At 33.2% G+C, this 22,018-nt stretch carries 13 protein-coding genes and 1 pseudogene; 4 read left to right on the top strand and 10 right to left on the bottom strand.

What is annotated here, in order from left to right:
- Nucleotides 1–16: 16 nt before the first annotated feature.
- Together J7E44_RS21795 and J7E44_RS21800 are read right to left on the bottom strand one after the other, a co-directional pair.
- Nucleotides 17–982 (bottom strand): NAD-dependent epimerase/dehydratase family protein, encoded by a 966-nt coding sequence (locus tag J7E44_RS21795; RefSeq protein WP_214833703.1) that lies wholly within the window; start codon nt 980–982, stop codon nt 17–19.
- Nucleotides 983–1,087: 105 nt separating this feature from the next.
- Nucleotides 1,088–3,933, bottom strand: a pseudogene (locus J7E44_RS21800) (TonB-dependent receptor plug domain-containing protein).
- A 246-nt stretch (nt 3,934–4,179) separates the two neighbouring features.
- On the opposite strand from J7E44_RS21800, the gene ggt reads away from it, so the two are divergent.
- On the top strand, nt 4,180–5,868 hold the full coding sequence (gene ggt, locus J7E44_RS21805; RefSeq protein WP_214833706.1) for a gamma-glutamyltransferase: 1,689 nt from the start codon (nt 4,180–4,182) through the stop codon (nt 5,866–5,868).
- A gap of 141 nt (nt 5,869–6,009) precedes the next feature.
- Nucleotides 6,010–7,290 carry a dicarboxylate/amino acid:cation symporter gene (locus tag J7E44_RS21810; protein ID WP_214833708.1) on the top strand — a complete coding sequence of 427 codons (1,281 nt, stop codon included), beginning with the start codon at nt 6,010–6,012 and terminating at the stop codon, nt 7,288–7,290.
- 54 nt (nt 7,291–7,344) lie between these two features.
- Here the strand turns inward: J7E44_RS21810 and J7E44_RS21815 are convergent, their stop codons facing one another.
- From J7E44_RS21815 to gyrB, 8 genes are all read right to left on the bottom strand, one after another.
- Nucleotides 7,345–8,196 carry a diacylglycerol/lipid kinase family protein gene (locus tag J7E44_RS21815; protein ID WP_214834029.1) on the bottom strand — a complete coding sequence of 284 codons (852 nt, stop codon included), beginning with the start codon at nt 8,194–8,196 and terminating at the stop codon, nt 7,345–7,347.
- Nucleotides 8,197–8,240: 44 nt separating this feature from the next.
- Nucleotides 8,241–9,065: a DUF3298 and DUF4163 domain-containing protein gene (locus J7E44_RS21820; RefSeq protein ID WP_214833711.1), complete on the bottom strand. Its 825-nt coding sequence runs from the start codon at nt 9,063–9,065 to the stop codon at nt 8,241–8,243.
- Between the two features lie 74 nt (nt 9,066–9,139).
- Nucleotides 9,140–9,553 carry a DUF5684 domain-containing protein gene (locus tag J7E44_RS21825; RefSeq protein ID WP_214833714.1) on the bottom strand — a complete coding sequence of 138 codons (414 nt, stop codon included), beginning with the start codon at nt 9,551–9,553 and terminating at the stop codon, nt 9,140–9,142.
- A 65-nt stretch (nt 9,554–9,618) separates the two neighbouring features.
- Nucleotides 9,619–11,550, bottom strand: a complete 1,932-nt coding sequence (locus J7E44_RS21830; protein WP_214833717.1) for a DUF3858 domain-containing protein — start codon at nt 11,548–11,550, stop codon at nt 9,619–9,621.
- A 2-nt stretch (nt 11,551–11,552) separates the two neighbouring features.
- Nucleotides 11,553–13,445 carry a DUF3858 domain-containing protein gene (locus J7E44_RS21835; protein ID WP_214833720.1) on the bottom strand — a complete coding sequence of 631 codons (1,893 nt, stop codon included), beginning with the start codon at nt 13,443–13,445 and terminating at the stop codon, nt 11,553–11,555.
- A gap of 99 nt (nt 13,446–13,544) precedes the next feature.
- On the bottom strand, nt 13,545–15,464 hold the full coding sequence (locus tag J7E44_RS21840; protein WP_214833723.1) for a transglutaminase family protein: 1,920 nt from the start codon (nt 15,462–15,464) through the stop codon (nt 13,545–13,547).
- 26 nt (nt 15,465–15,490) lie between these two features.
- The gene (locus J7E44_RS21845) at nt 15,491–17,389 is read right to left on the bottom strand and encodes a DUF3858 domain-containing protein (RefSeq protein ID WP_214833726.1); all 1,899 of its coding nucleotides are present in this window, start codon (nt 17,387–17,389) and stop codon (nt 15,491–15,493) included.
- Between the two features lie 120 nt (nt 17,390–17,509).
- Entirely contained in the window at nt 17,510–19,444 is a 1,935-nt protein-coding gene (gene gyrB, locus J7E44_RS21850) for a DNA topoisomerase (ATP-hydrolyzing) subunit B (protein WP_214833728.1), read from the bottom strand.
- A gap of 227 nt (nt 19,445–19,671) precedes the next feature.
- Here gyrB and J7E44_RS21855 point away from each other — a divergent pair, with 227 nt between their 5' ends.
- Both J7E44_RS21855 and J7E44_RS21860 read left to right on the top strand, forming a co-directional pair.
- On the top strand, nt 19,672–21,015 hold the full coding sequence (locus tag J7E44_RS21855) for a cytochrome ubiquinol oxidase subunit I (protein ID WP_214833731.1): 1,344 nt from the start codon (nt 19,672–19,674) through the stop codon (nt 21,013–21,015).
- Nucleotides 21,012–22,016 carry a cytochrome d ubiquinol oxidase subunit II gene (locus tag J7E44_RS21860; RefSeq protein WP_214833734.1) on the top strand — a complete coding sequence of 335 codons (1,005 nt, stop codon included), beginning with the start codon at nt 21,012–21,014 and terminating at the stop codon, nt 22,014–22,016. The genes J7E44_RS21855 and J7E44_RS21860 overlap by 4 nt, the downstream gene beginning before the upstream one ends.
- The last annotated feature ends 2 nt before the right edge of the window (nt 22,017–22,018 follow it).

Genomic DNA, 22,018 nt, shown 5'->3' on the forward strand with positions numbered 1-22,018 from the left:
GCTAAACTTAAAGTAATTAATTTTTATCTAATTTCACTTTAAGATTCTTGATCATATCTTTTGTCATCTCAGAAATTCCAAAATCATAAGTAAGTCCCCAGTCCTTTTTTGCAATTGAATCATCAATTGAAGCTGGCCAAGAGTCTGCAATTTGTTGTCTGAAATCTGGCTTGTAATCGATTGTAAATTCTGGAATTTCTTTCTTGATTTCTTCTGCCAATTCTTTTGGAGTAAAAGACATCCCTCCTAAATTATAAGAAGAACGAACTGTTAAACTTTCTTTTGGAGCATCCATTAGTTTCAAAGTTGCATTGATGGCATCATCCATATACAACATAGGCATTCCTGTATTTTCGGAAATGAAACTTGTATATTTTCCTTGCTCGATCGCTTCATAAAAAATCTCCACTGCATAATCAGTGGTTCCACCTCCAGCTGGGGTCTTCCATGAAATTAATCCAGGATAACGAATACTTCTTACATCTACCCCATACTTATCGAAATAATATTCACACCATTTTTCACCCGCCATTTTAGAAATACCATATACAGTAGTTGGATTCAAAACAACATCCTGCTCTACATTTTCTTTAGGAATTCCTTTACCAAAAACAGCAATTGAACTTGGCCAGAAGATCTTTTTAAGCAATCCTTCTTTTGCCATTTCACAAAAATGAAGTAGAGGCTCAAGATTCAGTTTCCATGCAAAAACCGGTTGTTTTTCTGAGGTTCCGGATAGTAAAGACGCCAAGTGATAAACTGTAGTAATGTCATAATCCTTGATAACCTGTCTTACCAATTGAGTATTGGTAACATCCATTCTCTCATAGTATCCGGCAGAAGTAATTCCTTTCTGCCATCTGTCTAATCCAGATGCTACAACATTTTCAGCTCCGTGGATTTCAACAAGTCTGTTGGTAAGTTCGGTGCCGATCTGACCTAAAGCACCTGTAATCAGTATTTTTTCCGTATAGGATTCCATTTTTATATCTTTTAGATTTTGAACTTTACAAAAGTAAAAAAATCATGCTTACCATAGTAAAAAAAGGTGTGTAAAAACACACCTTTAGAACATTTATAAGATTTCTTAAAAATTTAAATTAAGCCTTGTAAAAAGAAACCTGCCGTTCATCCCGAACTGTGATACATTTCTTGAATACACAAACTGATTCTGATTAGAGAGATCAATAGTAGCTGGCTTATATTCTATATTTCCCGAAGTATTCATAGAAGCCCTTTGAACAGCTGTTGGCCCATAATTTTTATCCGGATAGATATCAAACAGGTTATTTGCACCAATCGTCAAAATAAAACTTTTATTGAACTTATATCCTACTGAAAGATCAGTTATTATTTTTGCACCCCACACCGGATGCTCTGTCTCAACAACACTCCCATTGATCATTTCATAACCAATTTTACCATCCCCATTAACGTCCATCGTATTTGGATCAGTCACTTTTCCGAAATAAACATTTCTTAGAAAAACGCTAAATCTATTGATTTCCAAGGCATTATTAAGTGAAGCCTTAAATCTTGGAACCGCTTCTTCAATATATATACGACTTGTTTCAGAATAATAACGATTGATCTGTCCTGCATTGATTAAAAGATCTGAACCGTGAATATTCCCTACCCTATTTGTTTTAGAAACAGTTACTGCCAAGTCAGAGTTCAATGAAACTTTTGGAGAGAATTTAGCTCTATGTGAAACTACACCCTCCAAGCCTTTTGTTTGGGTGTCAATAGCATTGGCAAAGAATGTTGCTGCATTGGCATTGGCTTTATCAAATTCAACCTGAAGATCATATAGAAAACTTCCACCTGGATAAGTTCCATTGGGTCTCAAAAACTGATCGGTAAGAACCACCCTGTTTTTAATTTTAATATAATATCCATCTACCGTAAGCGTAAGGTTAGCCGTAGGTATTTTAGCTGTAAAACCTGCAGAATAGCTTACAGATTCTTCCTGTTTTAATTGAGGAATCCCCAGATTCTTTGCTATTTGAGAATCATTAGAAAAGGTTCCTACTTCAAAAGCCGTCCCACCTACAAACTGTGTAGATGTTGCATTATAATAAATCTGCTGCAAAGATGGAGCACGAAATCCAGTGGAATGCGCAGCCCTAACATTAATCTGATCAGTAAGCTTATATCGTGTAGCTATTTTATAATTAAATGTAGACCCAAAATCTGAATAATTTTCAAACCTTACTGCACCACTCACAAGCCATTTATCCGTAATATCAAGTTCAGTATCCAGATATCCGGCAATGGAACTTCTTCCCTTGTTTAAACTATTTGCAGGCCTGAATCCCGGAAAAACCTGTGCTCCTCCTGGTCGTACTGCTCCCAAAAAATCAGTTGGTTTTAAATTGTCAGGAGTTGAAGCATTTTGAACATTGCCGTTAATATCATATAATGCCCACGAATCCTGCTCTCCGCTTGTAATTTTATACCTTTCAAACCTAGCCTCACCACCAAAAGCAATATTAAATCCTTGAAGCCAGTCAACTTTTGTATCAAAGTCTGCATTAATGGTATTCTGTGAAAAATTTAAGCCTCCGGCATTAAATTCTGTTTTACTTGGATAAGGCATCGAAGCATTAGCTGTATTTTTTATGGTGTAATCAAATGTATTACGTCCAAAAGTATTGCTTATATCATAATTTATATTTCCTATTTTTCCTTTAAAACCAGCAGCGAAAGAAAGATCAATTACATCAGAAGCAATTTCAGGCAAGAAACCATTGGGATAAATGGAAGTAGAAGCCCTGCCCTCATTCGGTCTACGGAAAAATCCACCAGCGTTACCACTTCTGTAAGAAATTCCACCAAAAGCGTAGCCCTGTATAGAGGAAGATAAATCAAATTGAGAGTTCATGAAAAATTGTCCCGATGTCAACCTGGACTGTCCAACCCTCATATTAAAATCATTTCTTGTCAGCCCTCTGTAGGTCAATTCATTTTCTGTAAAGTCTGTACGCAAAAGATCCTGCAACCCAGCAATATCATTTGTGTTTTGAATCTGTGACTGAAAAGAAGGATTAAAATAGCTCACGCCTGGGCGTATTGATGAATGTAATCAACGATTTGTTGCTGATTAGGTGTATTTCCTATATTACCAAAAAGAGAAGAAATATTAACTCCATTTTCTGATGCTCTTCGTTCAATAGCATTATATGCATTAAAAATATTACCTGTTGCCGTATTAGCTCTTCTCGTCTCGTCTCTTTTCATTAAACTTGCCGTGAAGTTGATGAATCCATTTTTCCCTAGTCCAGTACCATAATTAAGGTCTACCTGATATTTACCTCCATCCCAACCTCCAGTATGATCATTTGAGCCATTACTATTAAAACCTCCAGCCGTAATCGCAGCACTTAATGCATTGGTGTTTTTTTTCATGATCACATTAATAACACCCGCAATAGCATCAGAACCATATTGAGCTGAAGCACCATCTCTTAATACTTCCAAACGTTCTATTGCAAAAGCTGGTAATGCATTTAGATCTGTTCCCACAGAACCTCTACCGGGCGAACCATTTACATTAACTAAAGATGAAGTATGTCTTCTTTTGCCGTTCAATAGAACCAGTACTTGATCTGGTCCTAACCCTCTTAATTGTGCGGGATCTATATGGTCAGTTCCATCGGCAACTGTCGTGGAATTTGATGTAAATGAAGGAGCGGCGTAATTAAGAATTTGATTAAGATCCATCTGCGGAGTCATAACAGATTGTGAGCCAATATTGATAACATCAACAGGCACAGGAGTATCTGTCGCTACCCTCGCTTTATTCCGGGATCCTAATGTAATTTTGATCTCTTCTATATTTTTTGTTTTTGTAGAATCTGTTTGCGCCTGCGCATACATGGAAACTAAAAATAATGAGCCTAAGGAAATAGCTTTTTGGTAATTTTTAATCATATTGCTTTTTTTCCAAAAGTAATGAATTATCTTTAAAAAACAATTTAAACACAATTAAAAGTCAATTTTATTAAATTATAATTATTTAAACCTAACAAATAATAAACAAAATATAACATTATCCATATTTCTGTACAAATGAAACAAATTTAACTAAATCCCTATTTTCACTTAATAGTTATGGGTTAGAAAAGGAAAGTTTTGTTAAAAAATATATAATTTTGCTTCAAGGAAAAACAAAATGATATGAAGAAGTTATTATTCGCAGCAATAATTCTAAGTACAAATTTTTATTGGAGTCAGTTTACCGATTTCAACATCGTAAAAGAAGTTAAAGTAAAAAATAAGGGAGTTGTGGTTTCTGCACATCCTTTAGCCAGTGAAGCGGGCGCAAAAGTGATGAAGCTGGGTGGAAATGCTTATGATGCTATTGTCGCCACACAATATGCGCTAGCCGTTGTATACCCTCAAGCCGGAAATATCGGTGGTGGTGGTTTTTTAGTAGGTGTAAAAAATAATGGTGAAAAATTCACTATAGATTATCGTGAAACAGCTCCTAAAAATGCATCAAAGGACATGTATATCGACAAAACAGGAAAGGCGAATACAGATCTTTCTCAAAACGGCAGATTAGCAGTAGGTATTCCCGGAAGCATTGCAGGATTTTTTGCTACTTTAAAATACTGTAAACTTCCTATGGATAAAATTATCCAGCCAGCTATTGATCTAGCAGAAAAAGGATTTGCTATTACAGAAAAAGAAGCAGATATGCTGAACACTCATCAAGAAAGTTTTAAAAAAAATAATAAATCAACCTTTATTTTTGTAAAAAACACCCCATGGAAAGCTGGGGATTTACTGGTTCAGAAAGAGCTTGCAGAAACTTTAAAACTCATCCAAAAATTGGGAGCCAAAGGTTTTTATGAAGGAAAAACAGCTGACCTAATTGTTTCCGAGATGAAAAAAGGAAATGGTATAATTACTTCTGAAGATTTAAAAAATTATAAAGTAGCAGAAAGAAAAGCCTTGGAGTTCGACTATAAGGGAAACAATGTCGTTTCTATGCCGCTGCCATCAAGTGGGGGGATTCTTCTAGCTCAAATGCTTAGAATGGCCAGTTATGAAAATCTGGAAAAATATCAGCTTAACTCTACGCCTGCGGTACAGATCATGGTGGAAGCTGAAAGACGGGCTTATGCAGACAGAGCAGAATATATGGGTGATCCTGATTTTATAGCTGATAAAACAAACTATCTGATTTCTGATGGCTACCTAAGAAACAGGTGGAAAAGCTTTAGTTTCTCAAAGGCAACTCCAAGTTCTGAAGTAGGAAAGATCATTAAACAACCTAAAGAATCTACAGAAACCACTCATATTTCAGTCATTGACAAAGATGGAAATGCAGCATCCGTTACTACAACCCTTAATGGATATTATGGAAGTAAGGTTTTTGTTTCTGGTGCAGGATTCTTTCTAAATAACGAGATGGATGATTTCTCAATTAAACCTGGTGTTCCAAATATGTTTGGAGCTGTAGGTGGTGAAGCGAATTCTATTCAGCCAAATAAAAGAATGCTTTCTTCAATGACACCAACCATTTTATTAAAAAACGGAAAACCTTTTATGGTAGTTGGAACACCTGGTGGAACAACGATCGCTACATCAGTTTATCAGTCTATTGTGGATGTGGTGGATTTTAAATTAAATGCTAATATCTCTGTAAATGCTCCTAAATTTCACCATCAGTGGCTTCCAGAGACCGTAACGGTAGAAAATGATTTTCCAGAGTCTACCATTAATGATTTGAAAGCAAAAAACTATGTTATCGAAAAAATAAAACAGATAGGAAAGACAGAAATGATCGTCATTGATAACAATGGAAATATTCACGCTGTTGCAGATGGACGTGGAGACGATTCTGTTGCCACAGAATAATTTTTCTATTTATTAATAAGCACCTTCAACAAAAATACAAAAGGATGGATTAAGGAAAAAAGAGTATTTTTTATGATATCTATCACAAATCGTAACATTTTTTTCTTATTTTTCATCCTTTAATAATGTAATACATCTCCATTGAAAGCAAAACAATTTTATCAGCAGCTTTATTTCCAAGTAATTATAGCCATCATTGCAGGTATACTTTTAGGCAGGTTTTATCCTGAATTAGGAGAAAAAATGAAACCATTAGGTGATGGTTTTATTAAACTTGTAAAAATGATTATTGCCCCAGTGATCTTTATTACTCTGACATTGGGAATTGCTCATATGACTGATCTTAAAAAAGTTGGTAGAATTGCTGTAAAAGCAATGATCTATTTTTTTACATTTTCAACTTTAGCCTTGATCATCGGTCTTATCGTTGGAAACATTTTACAACCTGGTTCTGGTTTAAATATCGACCCCGCCACTCTTTCGGGAGATGTTTCACAATATCAGCAGAAAGCCCACGACACTACACTTACCGGGTTTATGATGAATATTATTCCTGAAACATTGTTCAGTCCATTGGTTGGTGAGAATATTCTTCAGGTTCTGCTTGTTGCCATTTTAATGGGAGTAGCTCTTGTTCTTACAAAAGAGAAAAGCCAGAAAATAACAAATTTCCTACAAGATCTTTCAACTCCTATTTTCAAAATAGTTCATATGCTTATGAAGCTAGCCCCTATCGGAGCTTTTGGGGCAATGGCTTTTACGATTGGAAAATACGGACTTCACTCTGTTTTAAATCTCATATTTTTAGTGGGTACATTCTATATCACTTCAATTTTATTTGTTGTCCTGGTATTGGGTGCAGTGGCGTGGTACAATGGTTTTAGCATTTTTAAACTAATGTATTATCTTAAAGAAGAGCTCCTTTTGGTATTAGGGACCAGCTCTTCAGAATCTGCCCTTCCGGGAATTATGGAAAAACTCGAGAAGGCAGGTTGCTCAAAAGCAATTGTAGGATTGGTAGTACCTACAGGCTATTCTTTCAACCTTGATGGCACAAATATCTATATGACCCTGGCTTCATTATTTATCGCACAGGCACTCAATATTCATTTACCCCTTGAGAAACAATTAATGCTATTACTTGTTGCTATGTTAAGCTCTAAAGGTGCTGCTGGAGTTACTGGAGCAGGTTTTGTTACTTTGGCTGCAACATTAGCTGTTGTTCCTGAAATTCCGATCGCAGGAATGACCCTGATCCTTGGAATTGATAAATTTATGAGCGAATGTAGAGCTCTAACCAATGTTATTGGTAATTCAGTTGCTACCGTAGTCGTAGCCAACTGGGAAAAGCAATTAGACAAAGATCAGCTGAAATATTCTTTAAATCATCCACAAGAGATGGAAAAAAAACTAGAAGTTTAGTATAAAGCATTCAAAGTTATCAAAAGAATTTTTTCTTATTTGAATTGGGGGATTTTAAATCAGAATGGTGAGGCTGGCAGGAAGAACTTTAACATGAATGGGAGACTTTATCTTGTTGAATTCACCATCCAAATGCCAGTTTTTGGTATTGACCTTAAATTCAATTTCTGAAACCGGAAGATAAGTCACATAATCATCATCTTTCAATTTTTTGGTAAACATCCTGTAAGCAAATAATGCGGAATAAGTTAATGGAAACTTTTTAACCAAAACCATATCAACTAACCCATCACTTTTACTCGCATTCGGAGCAATATATGCGTTATTACCAAACTGTCGGGTATTTGCAATATTCAACATTAAATATCTGCCATTATACTCTTGATATTTTTCATCCGTAAACTTCACTTTAATCGGTTTATAATTAAAGAATGTTTTAAGTGAAACCTTAATATAATTTTTGAAACCACGATCTGTTTTTTCAAATTCTTTCACCACTTTTCCATCAAACCCTGTCCCTGATACATTAATGGAAAGTTTATCATTTACTGTGAAAGTATCAATTTTCCTAGATTTCTTGGTTTTTATCTTTTCCAACAGCTCATCCAAATTCTTGCTAAACTGGGTTTCGTTGGAAAAACCATTCCCTGAACCTGCAGGGAAAATTGCCAAAATTTTATCTGTATTGATTAGCTGCCTAGCTACAGTAGAAATAGTTCCATCACCTCCTATCGCAACAAAAATATCTATTTCATTGAAATATTGCTGAATAAAATCATCAGTCCCCTGAATGGATTCAGAGATATAATAAAGAGGATTTTCAACCTTTTTCTTCAGTTCATTAAGAAATGGCTGATAATTTTTTTTTGCAGAAAACGGGTTGATGATAAAAGCTACTTTTTCCATTGGAGCAAAAATAAAAAATGCTTCCTGATTTGGAAGCATTATTCTTATTTAATTTTCATTCTTTCTTTAAATATTGGATTTAAAGTTCCTTTTAAATCCTCCCATGAGACAGGAATAACGATATCTCCCGCTGCATAAGCTGCAATTTCATATGGGCTGTAGTGGAAATATAAATTTTTATCATCAAAATAGAAGTTATCAGATGCCGGGATCACTTCAACTAAAAGCATATCTGAATTTTTCACTTCTCCATCAGCGTCTGTAGTTCCACTGTTAAGTTTATTGATATTCTTCATTAAAATACCTTCCATTTTATTTTTAGGCATTGAGGTAATATCCTTAAGCTCAACTTTTTTATTATTCTTTAGGTCAAAAACTCTTTCAGCATAATTATAATTACCATGTGCCCCACCTTCATAAGAGCTCGACAAATATTCGATATGCATAAAATCATTATTGTTGGATTTCAAAGTCATCGTAAAATCTGAATTCCAATCCTGGTTGAAAGGTAGAGATGCTAAATCTTTACTATCCTTTTTTATAGAAGCAAAATATTCATTTTTTTCTTTTTGCAAAAGGTTCTGAAGCCCCTCTTTTGAAAAATCATTAATGCCTTTGTTACCAAAATAAATACTGTCTAAAAGCTTTTTATCCTTAATTGTTGGAAAAACAAGGAATTTAGAAGAATATTGAACAGAGAGAGAATCACTGATCTTCGTGGAATCATTTACTTTCACAGAGTCTACAATAAATTTTTGAGGCTCTTGTGTCTCCGTTTGGGTTTGCCCGGCATCTTTTGGATCTGTCTTTTTACATGCTGAAAAAACAAAGAAAGAAGATAGCGCTAAAGCAGCAATAATGTTTTTCATATTTTAAATTTTTCATATGAATACAAAAACCATTCAAAAGATGAATGGTTTTATAATTATTTTCATTTTTTTTCTTAACTAGCTGGTACTTTCTGGCTATCAAATTTATCATCATTAAAAGCCAATACCGGAATAAAGATAAAACCTAAGAAGAATAAAAGAATAGTATACAATGGTGTTTCTTTGCTAAATCCTTTTGCAAGCCCATCATTAACCATCCAAGAGGCAAATAGGTTAACAAATGGTATAAAAAATAAGATAATCCACCAAGTTGGTTTTTTAACAATACCAAGAAGAACAATTATATTATAAATCGGAATAAAAGCAGCCCAAGCGTCCTCACGTCCTGCTTTCTGGAATATTTTATACATACAATATCCATAAAAAAGATATATGATTAAATAGAAAATCATCATTCCGATTCCAATTCCGGCCGCAGCAGCAGAATCCATCCCATCATAAGGATCTGTTTGTAAAAGAGTTAACATATTATTATTTTTTATTGGTTTGGTCAAATATAGAAAAAAGCTTCTATATACTAGAAGCTTTTTAGTTATTTTTTAATTAAACTTATAACCTGGTTCTCGCTTTTTGAAGCAACCCCCCATATTTGTTTAAATGCAGGATAATATTCTTTGGGATAATCCGGACTAAGAACCTTTGTCGTTGACGTTACTTCTAACTTATTCCCTTTTTGCTCAGCCATATAACTATACTCAATTTCTTTGTCATCTGTTACAATTTTTTTATTTTTCGGCATTTCTTCAATCACATAACCTTCAGGAATTTCAAAAATCACTTTCTTAGCTTTTGTATATCCTGAAATAAAATCTATCGGATATTTTCTTTCTTCTGTCTGATCAAACTCATTAGAATTTTTATTTAGGAATAGCATTGGATTCATGATCATTTTCTTACCTATCCTATCAATTAAGTTTTCAGATGTAAAGTTCATTGTACTTTCAAAATCTCCATTTTCAAGCACTTTAGAGTCTATATTGGTAAAATCTATGGAAAAGTTGTCTTTATACTGCTTTTTATACTTCTCCATATTATCATCATAACTTTCTTTTGCAGACATTGCATAACTTCCTGTATCTTTATCAGAATAGGTTCCACTAATACCTCCATCTTCATTCATTTTCGCAACAGCAGTAAGATAAGAAAAACTAGGCTTTGCATTAGTCATGGATATTTGCTGTACCTTATCTTTAGAAAGTAAAATTCCAAGACCATTCCAATCTCTTGGAGGCAACATATCAATAGAAGACTGCTTTGAAGTAGCATCATATAAATGAAAATTATCCCCCAATTTAACGGTTGCAATAACAAAATTTAAATTCGAAACATTGGGAGATGCAAGATTGATCATTCCATTACCTACTGTAGAAATCAATAGTGGATCAGCTTTTAATCCAGCCTCTCTAAGCATCATTACTAAAAAAAGGTTAATTTCAGCTGCATTTCCTGTTTTTGTTTCCAATAATTTTTTTATCCCATCTTCTGTTCTTACCCCAGAATATTTGTTCCACGTAAATGTCTTTTGAACATACTTAAAAATGGCATCAGCTTTTTCACTCTCTGAATGTAAATCTAGAATTCCGGCAGGCATATTTTCTTTGGCCAGTTTTGTTCTTTTTAGTTCATCTCCAAAATCTTCATTTTCATACAATCTGTCTTTGATCTTATCCCACGATGAAGAGTATAGTTTCAGCTCTCTAAAATTCGTAGAATGTAACTCTGCACTAATTTTAGTTCTGTAATTTCTATCGTTTTTTATAAACTTTTCCGTCTTAAAACCTTTAAGATTTTCATATCCAAATCTATAGGTTCTGTAATTTGTACCGTACAACATCTTTTCTTCAACCTGTCTGTATTTAGGATTTAGAGAACCTGTGTAATTTACATTATAGGATACATTAGCAGGACTATCCAATACATATTCTGTGTATAATGAAGGAGTATCCGATTCAATTAATATTTGTGGAATTGCATATGTAAATGGAGATGTAACCTCATATTCATATTCTATAACCGAACCATTCTTAACATTGGGAAATGCAAATTTAGTTACCTCTGTATATTTATTCTCTTTACTCTTATATTTTGAGCTCTTATCAACTTTCATAGCCAAAGCTTTCCCATTCTCTAAATTGTAAGTAAAAGCTTTAATCTTAGACACCGTTTCCCGGTCACTACCATTCTGATAAAGAGGAATTTCAAGACTTAGCCAATCTTCAGCTTTGTCTTTATCATAAATCTTTACTCTGTAAAAAGCTTTTTTCTGAAGAGTTCCATTATTCGAATCAATATAAAAGTGTAAAGACTTATATAAGATCTCTGCAGGTGCATTTTCATCAAGTAATGATTTTTGTTTCGATAAATCCGCATCGTTGAATTTGGGTGCATTAAGAAACTCCTGTTTTTGAGCATCAATAAAAATAATATTTATTGATGTAAAAGCGATTAATAATATTTTTTTCATGTTTATATCTTAGTAATTAAAATTTTAGAATTATCCATGTTTACTGTTTTTTTTCTGAATTTGATATAGTCATTATATTTCTCCTTTGGATACATTCCTTTGTTTACTCTAATGGTTCTTGTTACCGTTAGTGCTTCTCCGTTTTTTACAAAGTTTAGTTGATACGTTCCAAACTCGGAGGGTAATTTTATATCGGCTGGAACTTCTTCTATTTTATAATTTTTAGGAATTTCAAAACTGATCTGGTAATCATCTTCAAAAGACTGCATTATTTCGAAAGGCAATTCCCTCTTTTCATCAGCTTTATAATTATTGTCTGAAAAAATAGGAACAGCCCTGAAAACCATACTATTTCCAGCATTTTTAGAATAATTATTTGCTTTAAAATCAAGACTGTATTGTGCCACTGCATTTTCCCTATCGTTAATAAAATCTTTCATTTCAAGTTTTTCAAAATGTAAAAGACCCAATTGGTTTTTTATAGCCTCATTTTTTTCTTTTGGAGACAATGAACCGTACCTCAAAGCATAATCGTATTGATTACCCGTAAAGGCAAACTGCCCTAATCCGGTAATACTATTATCTTCGTTAAGTATAATCTTTAACGTTTGCTTTTCCTTATTTTTTTCAGCTGAATAAACAGGAGTATTTATAAGTTCTATTCCCTCTTTTTTAATGGAAAGCACATTACGATCTGTTGTATTATAACTTAAATGATTAAAAGCCATCTGTTGAGAAGTATTCTCTAACCAAATATTCCCTTTATCCGTTGGAACCATAAGAATAGCATGATTTCCTCCCATGGTAGGAAAATCAGGGTCAAAAGATACTTGTGAAGAACTTGAGTTAATTACTGAATAATAGGAAGGTATTCCGGCTACATCCAAAAGCGTTTTCATATAATTTGTAAGCCCCTTGCAATCACCATATCCTTTTCTCTGCACCTCATCTGGCATCATAGGCAGCCATCCTCCAATTCCTAGTCCCACAAAAATATATCTAGTCTTACTCTGCATATACTGATATATCTTTTTTACTTTTTCTTCTGTGGTTCCTGATAAATTTAATGATGCAATTTCAGCTTTAATTTGTGGTGTGGAAACTGAAACAGGAGTTATTAAATTCTGATAATACCATATACCAAAATCTTTCCAGTTACTTAGACTCCCTTGTTTTCCCTCAAGATTGAATTTTGCTAATGAAAAGCTCACTTTAGGTAATATTTTGATTGGTTTGGGAAGCATAAAAGCATCATCGATAGCGGGAACATTCATATAAGAATACATTTTCCCTGTTCCACTCCCACTCTCTGTAACAGATGCATAATTATATGGAGATGGATATGTTTTTGTACGAAGTTCAATACCTGAATTATTTATTATTTTAAACTGACTGTCTTCTACTGAAGTATTGGTATTGGTAAATGGAACGAAGTCAGGAATGAAAATGGTATTTTCATTCGTTATCTGATAAGAAAATTCAATAGTATACGGATATTGTGTTGGAGTATAGGGTAATGCTAAATATCGACTATCAGAATAAAATACTCCCTGGGAATTATTTGCAAAATCTCCAAAATCTGATTTTGAATATGTTTTTACTTTTTTACCCGACTCATCATAAACGATTACTTTAACATCTGAAATGTGATCTCCTTTTTCATAAGGAATATAAGCTTGTGCTTTAGAATCACCATCTTTATTTAAAACAGTAGTCACAGTATTGATCTGATATTTGATCTCATCAATTTTCTCAATTTGAACAGTTGTATAATCTTTTCGAATAACAACATTAGCATCTTTCTTCAGATTTTCAGGAATTGCCGACACAGGGTAATTCTGAGAGTAGTAAACAGAAGCTATACACACAGCTCCTACGGTCAGGATTTTCATCATTGGTTACAAAAATTTAGCAAAAGTAACGAAATCTTAATAAATGTTAAAATTAAATTTCACGCACAAAAAAAGACTTCATTTCTGAAGTCTTTTATGTTATCAATTTTTAATTAGACTTATTACCTGACTTTCACTTTCAGAAATAATTTTCCACACTTGTTTAAAAAACGGATAATATTCTTTGGGATAATTTTGACTTAAAACATCAACTTTAGATGTTACTATAAGTTTATTATTAAGCACCTCCATGTTATACAAGTAAGAGATTTCTTTATCATCTGTTGTAATTTTTCGTGGTTTTGGGATATCAGAAACTTTATATCCATCCGGGATATTTATTTCTACTCTCTTTTCTCTAGTAAAGGCTGAAATAAAGTCTATCTGATTTTTCCTTTCCTCTTTTTGATCAAATAATTCATTTCCTGTGTTAAGAAATAAAAGAGGATTTAATATAATTTTATTTCCAACAATATCCATTGAAGAGTTGCTTGTAAACTTCATTTGAGATTCAAAATCACCATTATCATATAATTTTGATTCTACATCTCTTAAACTCATCCCAAGCTCGGTTTTAAAAGATTGATTATATTTATCTTTATTAATGTCATACTCATCATAAGATTTTATAGCATATAAGCCACTTTCTTTTTTTGAAAAAGTTCCATTAATTTCAGAATGTTCTGTATCTATATTAGCTTTAATTATTAAATTCTTTTTACTAATATTTGTATTAGAAAATGATAAATGAGTTCCTTTATCTCTCTCCAATAGTACTCCGAAATCATTCCAATCTCTTTCGGGTAAAATATTAACCTTTGAATTGAATGATGTAGCATCATAAAAATAAGTTTGTTCATTTATTTTAACTGATGCTAATACAAAATTTATATCATTAAGGTTTGGGGAAAGAATGTTTAAAATTCCGTTATCAATTGTAGAAATTAATAAGGGGTTGGCATCTAATCCAGCATTTCTAAAAAGTGCAATTAATAATAAATTAATATCTGCTGCGTTTCCAGATTTAGTTTTTACAACCTGTCTTAAATTTTGACTTGCAATAAATCCATATTCTTTATTCCACTTATAATTAGTCTTAACAAATTCAAAAATTTTATTAGCTCTTTCAAGTGGGTCGTAAAATGTTTTAATATTTTCAGGTATGATATCCTTGCTATTACCTTTTAAAAATCCCCCAAAATCATCATTATTATAAAGCCTATTTGCTACCTTATCCCAATTTTCAGCAGAATCATATGTAAAATATTTTGTTGAATATTTTTTTAATTCAGGTTTAATCTTAGCTCTATATCTTCCACTATCCTTTAGAAAAAGTTCACTTTGGGTTGATTTCATCTCTTTATATCCATACCTATAAACTTTATATGCTACTCCAAGATGATCTTCCATGACAGAAACTTCGTGAACAGGTTTTATATAAATACCTGTATTATTAAATAAATACGTCATAGAATCTGGATATTCAAGATTATATTCTTCATAAACTACAGGAATATTATATTGCAGATAATATGTTAAATTAGTTCCATTATTTGTTTGTAATTTATAGTGATATTCGATAACAGATCCATCAAGAACATTGGGAATAGCTAATTTGTAAATTTTTAGCCCTTTAACAAGATTTTCTTTTAATTGATCTTTTTTGTTTATTGTTGTTTTTTCAACTTTATTATTTGAATAGTTGTAAATATTCACTTCAAAATCAGAAAGATCTTCCTCCTTTGTTATTGGAATTTCAATGTTTAGCCATTCTTCTGAATTCTTTTTATCATAAATTTTTATTTTAGAAAAATACCTCTTTTCAATTTTAAGATTATCTGATATTTTATAACTAATGCTATTATAAAGTATTTCAGCTGGAGCATTTTTCTCTATTGATGAATTTGATTTCTTTAAATCAGATTCATCAAATTTAGGATATGAGAGAAATGCATGATTCTGTGAAAAATATATATTTACAAAAAAAACAAGAAGTAAACTTAGTTTATTAATCGATTTCATAATTTTAAATTGAATAGTTGTTAAGCTTAAGATTTTTTAGACATTAAGATTTTTGAATTATCAGCATTAAGTATTTTCTTTCTAAAGCTTATATAATCACTATATTTTTGTTTAGAATAAATTCCCTTATTTATTTGGATAAATCTTTTTACAACTAACTTATTATCTTGTTTTTCAAAAGAAATTTTGTAACTGCCGAATTCAGATGTTACACTACCATTTTGTGGTATCTCTTCAATATGAAAATTTAATGGCAGTTCATATATAATTTCATACTCATCTTGATAAGAAAATTTATTTTCAAATGGTAATTGTCTATCAAGATCTTCATAAAAATAACCATCTTTAAAGATAGGTACAGCTCTGAAAATATAACTATTTCCAACAGGTTTTAGGTAATTTGTAGCTTTAAAGTTCATATCAAAATCTATCATAGCCAAACTTCTGTCATTATGATAATCTTTCATCTCTACATTTTCAAAATCCAATGTGGAAAATCTTTTCTTCATTGCCTCTATTTTCTCTTTCTCAGAAAGTAACATGTATATTAAATTAAAATCATATTGAGTTCCTTTATAAGAAAACTTTCCTGTTCCTGTAATTGTTTTGTCTGTATTCAATTGGATATTTAAAATCTGCTTTTCCTTATTCTCTTCCGCAGGATAGCTAGGAGTTTGCATAATTTCAATTCCATCCGGTTTTACAGTAAGTGCATTTCTATCAGTTGTACTAAAACTCAAATGATTAAAAGCCATTTGCTGTGACGTATTTTCTAACCAGATATTCCCTTTTTCAGTCGGAATAACTAAAATGACATGATTCCCTGCCATTTTTGGAAAATCTTTATCAAAGCTAATTGGTGAGGAATTTGAATTAATTATAGAATAATATGATTTAATTCCAGCTTCATCTAAAAGTGTTTTCATATAATTGGTAAGACCTTTACAATCTCCATATCCTTTTCTTTGAACCTCATCAGGAAGCATTGGCTGCCAACCACCAATTCCTAAAGCAACAAAAATATATCTGGTCTTATTTTGCATGTATTGATATACTTTTTTCACCTTCTCTTCTGTAGTTCCAGATAAATTCAAGGAAGCTATCTCGGTCTTAATCTGCGGAGTGGAAACTGATACAGGAGTAAGTAAATTCTGATAATACCATATCCCGAAATCTTTCCAAGATGAGATACTTCCCTGTTTTCCCTCTAGGTTAAATTTGTCCAGTGAAAAACTTACTTTAGGTAGTATACGTTGTGGATTTGGCACTGACTCCTCATTGTTCATAGCTGGAATATTCCGGTAGGTATAGTCTTTATTATTAGTGCCTTCAGCCTTTACATTTACGGAAGCATAATTAAATAATGATTCATAAATTTTTGAACGAAGATTAATTCCTGATTTATTTATAATACTATAGTCACTTTCTTCCAGAGATACATTATACTCGTAAAACGGTATATAGTCCGGAATAAAAACTGTATTTTCATCTCTTAGCTGATAACTAAATTCCACGGTATATGGAAATTGTGGAGAGGTAAGTGGAAGAATCAACATTCGACTGTCTGAATAAAAAGTTCCTTGGGGATTTGCTGCTATATCTACAAAGTCACTTTTTGAATAATTTTTTATTTTATTTCCTTTTTCATCATATAAAATAACCTTTACATCAGATACACTATCCCCCTTTTCATACATAATTTTAGGTATAGAATAATTAATAGCATCTTTGTTTAAGACGGTAATCGTCGATGATTTTTTATAAACAATATCATCTATTTTATTAATCTCAACAACTGTACTTTCTTTTCTTATGACGACACTTGCGTTCTTTTTTAAATTTTCAGGAATTGTATTTACTGGATAGTTCTGTGAATTATACAATGAAGCTATACACACAGCTCCTACGGTCAGGATTTTCATCATTGGTTACAAAAATTTAGCAAAAGTAACGAAATCTTAACAAATGTTAAAATTAAATTTCATGCACAAAAAAAAGACCTCATTTCTGAAGTCTTTTTTTTGTTCTTATATTTTAAAAATTAATTATACATCAATCTTAGCATATTTCGCATTTTTCTCGATAAATTCTCTTCTTGGTGGAACCTCATCTCCCATCAACATTGAGAAAACACTGTCAGCTTCCACTGCATTATCAATCGTTACCTGCTTAAGAATTCTGTGTTCAGGGTTTAGAGTTGTTTCCCAAAGCTGTTCAGGATTCATTTCCCCAAGACCCTTGTAACGTTGTACCTCAACACCTTTTCCATCCGGAGACATATCTAAAGTAAATTCTTCACGCTCTTTTTCGTTATAAGCATATACTTTTTTGTTTCCTTTCTTTAGTAGATACAAAGGAGGTTGCGCAATATATACATACCCATTCTCAATAAGCTCCTTCATAAAACGGAAAAAGAAGGTCAGAATTAAAGTAGAAATGTGAGAACCATCGATATCGGCATCGGTCATAATAACTACTTTATGATATCTTAATTTAGCCATATTTAACGCCTTACTATCTTCTTCTGTTCCTACAGAAACTCCAAGGGCCGTATAAATATTTTTAATCTCCTCATTATCATATACCTTATGGAGCATGGACTTCTCCACGTTAAGGATTTTACCTCTCAATGGTAAAATAGCCTGGAAATGTCTGTCTCTACCCTGTTTTGCAGTTCCACCTGCGGAATCTCCCTCTACTAAGAAAAGTTCAGATTCTTCGGGACTTTTTGATGAACAGTCAGATAGTTTACCTGGAAGTCCAGATCCACCCATAGGTGATTTTCTCTGAACCATTTCACGAGCTTTTTTGGCTGCCTGTCTAGCTTTTGCAGCTAAAACTACTTTCTGAACAATAATTTTCGCCTCATTAGGATTTTCTTCCAAAAAGTTGGTCAACATTTCCCCTACAATCTTATCAACAGCTCCAGAAACTTCAGAATTCCCTAATTTAGTTTTTGTCTGTCCTTCAAACTGAGGCTCCATTACTTTTACTGAAATAATAGCCGTTAAACCTTCACGGAAGTCATCACCAGTAATTTCAACTTTTTCTTTTTGAGGAATACCCAGATCATCAGCATATTTCTTCAAAGTTCTCGTCAAAGCACGTCTGAAACCTGCTAAGTGAGTCCCTCCTTCATGGGTATTGATATTATTAACATAAGAATGTAAATTCTCATTAAATGATGTATTATAACGCATTGCCACTTCCACAGGGATACTGTCTCGCTCTCCTTCCATGAAAATTACGTGCTCCATGATAGCCTCACGGCTTCCATCGATAAATTCAACAAATTCTCTCAATCCTCCTTCAGAATGGAAAACTTCTGCAGGAAATGAACCATCTTCATTAGGGTTCCTTTCATCTATAAGAGTTATTGTAATTCCTCTATTAAGAAAAGAAAGTTCTCTTAATCTTGTAGCAAGGGTATCATAATTATAAACAAGTTCCTGGAAAATTGTACTATCCGGCTGAAAGAAAACTTCTGTTCCTCTTTCTGTCGTAACTCCAATTTCAGCAACATCGGCAAGTGCCTTTCCTTCTGAATATTTTTGTTGGTATATTTTACCGTTAAGGCTTACCGTAGCTACTAACAAAGTTGAAAGCGCATTTACACAAGAAACACCTACTCCGTGAAGTCCTCCGGATACTTTATAAGAATCTTTATCAAATTTCCCTCCTGCCCCAATTTTGGTCATTACAACCTCTAAAGCGGATTTTTGTTCTTTTTCATGTAAATCTATGGGAATACCTCTACCATTATCTTTTACAGAAATACTCTCTCCTTTGTGGATGGTAACCAAGATGGTGTCACAGTATCCTGCCAACGCCTCGTCAATAGAGTTATCTACTACTTCATAAACCAAATGATGAAGACCTCTTACTCCTACATCACCAATGTACATTGAAGGACGCATACGAACGTGTTCCATTCCTTCCAATGCCTGAATACTACTAGCTGTATATTGTTTCTGACTCATATAAAATTATTAAATCTTGCTAAGCGCAATGACCTACAAATATCGTGATTTTTTTCGAAATATGAAAGTTAAAATATGTCAAAAAAGACAGAGCTTTCAATGGTAAAGAAGGCTCTTTTTTTCTTAAAAATAACAAAGTTATCACGTATTTCAACAATATCAACTGTTTTAAATCATATGCTCTTCTATAATTAATGCTTAAATTTATTTACTCAAAAATTGATATTATGGACGATTTCATTGCCGCTCGTGCCCAAATGGCCATGTCCCTTGGCTTCCACATTATTTTCTCATGCGTGGGTATGGTGATGCCTTTTTTAATGGCTTTTGCCCACTGGAAATACCTTAAGACCAAAAATGAAGTCTACAAAGGTCTCACTAAAGCCTGGAGTAAAGGGGTAGCTATTTTATTTGCGACTGGTGCTGTTTCCGGAACTATGCTTTCTTTTGAGTTAGGACTTCTGTGGCCACAATTTATGAAACATGCAGGACCCATTTTCGGAATGCCTTTTTCCCTCGAAGGAACGGCATTTTTTATTGAAGCAATAGCTATTGGATTTTTTCTATATGGATGGGATAAATTCAATAAATGGTTTCATTGGTTTTGTGGCTTTTTAGTAGGTTTAAGTGGTTTGGCTTCTGGAATTTTAGTTGTGGCCGCTAACGCATGGATGAACTCTCCGGCAGGTTTTGATTATATCAACGGACAATATTTAAATATAGACCCTATAAAAGCCATGTTCAACGAAGCCTGGTTTCCGCAGGCACTTCATATGACAGTTGCTGCTTTTTGTGCTACCGGATTCGCCGTTGCGGGTGTACATGCTTTTTTAATCATGAGAAAGAGAAATGTAGAGTTCCATACCAAAGCATTTAAAATTGCTGCCGGTTTCGCCTTGATCGGTGCTTTTGGCGCTCCTTTAAGTGGTGATATTGCCGCTAAATCTGTAGCGAAAAGACAACCTATTAAATTGGCTGCAATGGAAGCACATTTTGAGACAGAAAAAGGAGCTGCATTTGTAATTGGTGGTATCCCTGATGAAAAGAAGGGCGAAATAAAATATGCTTTAAAGATCCCAAAAGTATTAAGTTTTCTGGTAAGCAATGATTTCAATGCTGAAGTAAAAGGATTAAATGATTTTCCTAGAGATGAGTGGCCACCAGTTGCTGTTGTACATTATTCTTTTCAGATCATGATCTTTTTTGGTGTTGTTATGATATGTATTGGTATCCTTTATGTTTATTCCCTATTTTTCAAAAAAGAATGGCTGAGTAAAAATTGGTTTCTTAAGACTTTTCTCATTGCTACTCCTTTCGGTTATATTGCTTTAGAAGCAGGATGGACAGTTACTGAAGTCGGTAGGCAACCCTGGATCATCTATGGGATCATGCGAACCGTTGATGCTGTAACTCCAATGCCGGGAATCCAGTATTCATTCTATTTTTTCACAGCAATTTTCGTTTCCTTATCATTGATCTTAATTTTTCTTTTAAAAAGACAGATCCAAATGGTACCGAAACTTTACGACCCTACAGATACTCAGTTTAATTCTAAAAATACGAAATCATGATCTATGTTGTTATTGGCTTTCTCTGGCTTTCAATTTGCCTTTATGTAATCTTAGGAGGAGCAGATTTCGGCGCTGGAATTGTAGAATTGTTTACCAATAAAAAATCACGCCATAAAACTAAGGAAATCATGTATGAATCTATTGCTCCTGTATGGGAGGCTAATCATATGTGGCTGATCATCGCAATTGTTATCTTATTTGTAGGCTTTCCTGAAATTTATACAACCATGTCCACCTATTTGCATATTCCTTTGGTTCTTATGCTGGTAGGAATTATTGCAAGAGGTACAGCTTTTACTTTCAGACATTATGATGCAGTAAAGGATGACTGGCAGTTTTTATATACACAGATCTTTTATTACGCAAGCCTTTTAACTCCTTTTTTCTTGGGATTAATTGCTGCTGCTACCGTTTCTCAGTCTATAAATCCTGATGCGACCACCTTTTTAGACTTATATATTTTCAGTTGGCTTAATTGGTTTGGCGTTGCTGTAGGTTTGTTTACAGTATCACTTTGCGCCTATCTGGCGTCTATATTTTCGTTAAGAGAAACAACAGACAGATTAGAATTAAGTTTGATGATCAGAAAATCTAAACAAACAATGCTATTTGTGGTTATTACAGGAGCATTGGTATTTCTTTCCGCTTATCTTTCTGGAATTCCTTTAGTAAAGTGGGTCTTCTCAAAACCTCTGGGAATTATGTCTATTGCTTTTGCTACTGTTGCTTTAGGATTGATATTCCGTGCTATGAAACGACGCAAACTACTTCCTGTACGTGCTTTAGCTGGATTTCAGGTAATTATGATTTTAATTGCAGCAACCTATCAGCATAATCCTGATATTATTTTATTAGGCAATGGACAACATCTTTCTTTATTAGAACATGTAGCCGCACCAAAAACAATCTCAGCACTAGCCTGGGCATTAATGCTCGGTTCATTATTTATTCTGCCGTTTTTGTTTTATCTGATGTTCTCATTTAGTAAACTGAGAAAATAGAA

The sequence above is a fragment of the Chryseobacterium sp. ISL-6 genome (genome assembly GCF_018613715.1).
In the GTDB taxonomy this organism is placed as follows: domain Bacteria; phylum Bacteroidota; class Bacteroidia; order Flavobacteriales; family Weeksellaceae; genus Chryseobacterium; species Chryseobacterium paludis.